The sequence below is a fragment of the Mesorhizobium sp. M7A.F.Ca.CA.003.01.2.1 genome, assembly GCF_003998945.1.
GTDB classification, from domain to species: domain Bacteria; phylum Pseudomonadota; class Alphaproteobacteria; order Rhizobiales; family Rhizobiaceae; genus Mesorhizobium; species Mesorhizobium ciceri.
Genome location: NZ_RZRA01001700.1, coordinates 1 through 421, shown reverse-complemented (window position 1 = coordinate 421; position 421 = coordinate 1). Strand labels below are relative to the sequence as shown.

The 421-nt window shown below is 66.0% G+C and carries 1 protein-coding gene; it reads right to left on the bottom strand.

Annotated elements, in window-relative coordinates; genetic code table 11:
• Positions 1-421: dihydroxy-acid dehydratase (locus EN969_RS35005; protein ID WP_206525397.1), on the bottom strand; the 421-nt coding region annotated here is incomplete at both ends.

Sequence of the window (421 nt, the reverse complement as noted above, 5' to 3'; positions counted from 1 at the left end):
TTCTTGAGGATGGCGGACGGGCGGAGATTCTCATTGACCATCTCGACGATGCGCCGCCCCGTCATGCGGGCGATGCGGCTGCGGCGCGCGTCGACCGCCGGATAGGCAGCGTTGCCCGGCAGCGCCAGGCCGAGCGCTTCGACCATCGAGGCCATGGTCGAGGCCGTGCCCATGGTCATGCAATGACCCGGCGAGCGTGACATGGCACTCTCGGCATTAGCGAAATCCTGCTCGCTCATCACGCCGGCGCGGACATCCTCGGAGAATTTCCAGACATCGGTGCCGGAACCTATCTCGCGGCCCTGGAAACGGCCATTGAGCATCGGCCCGCCGGAAATGACGATCGACGGCAGGTCGCAGGAGGCCGCGCCCATGACCAGCGACGGGGTGGTCTTGTCGCAGCCTGCCATCAGCACGACAC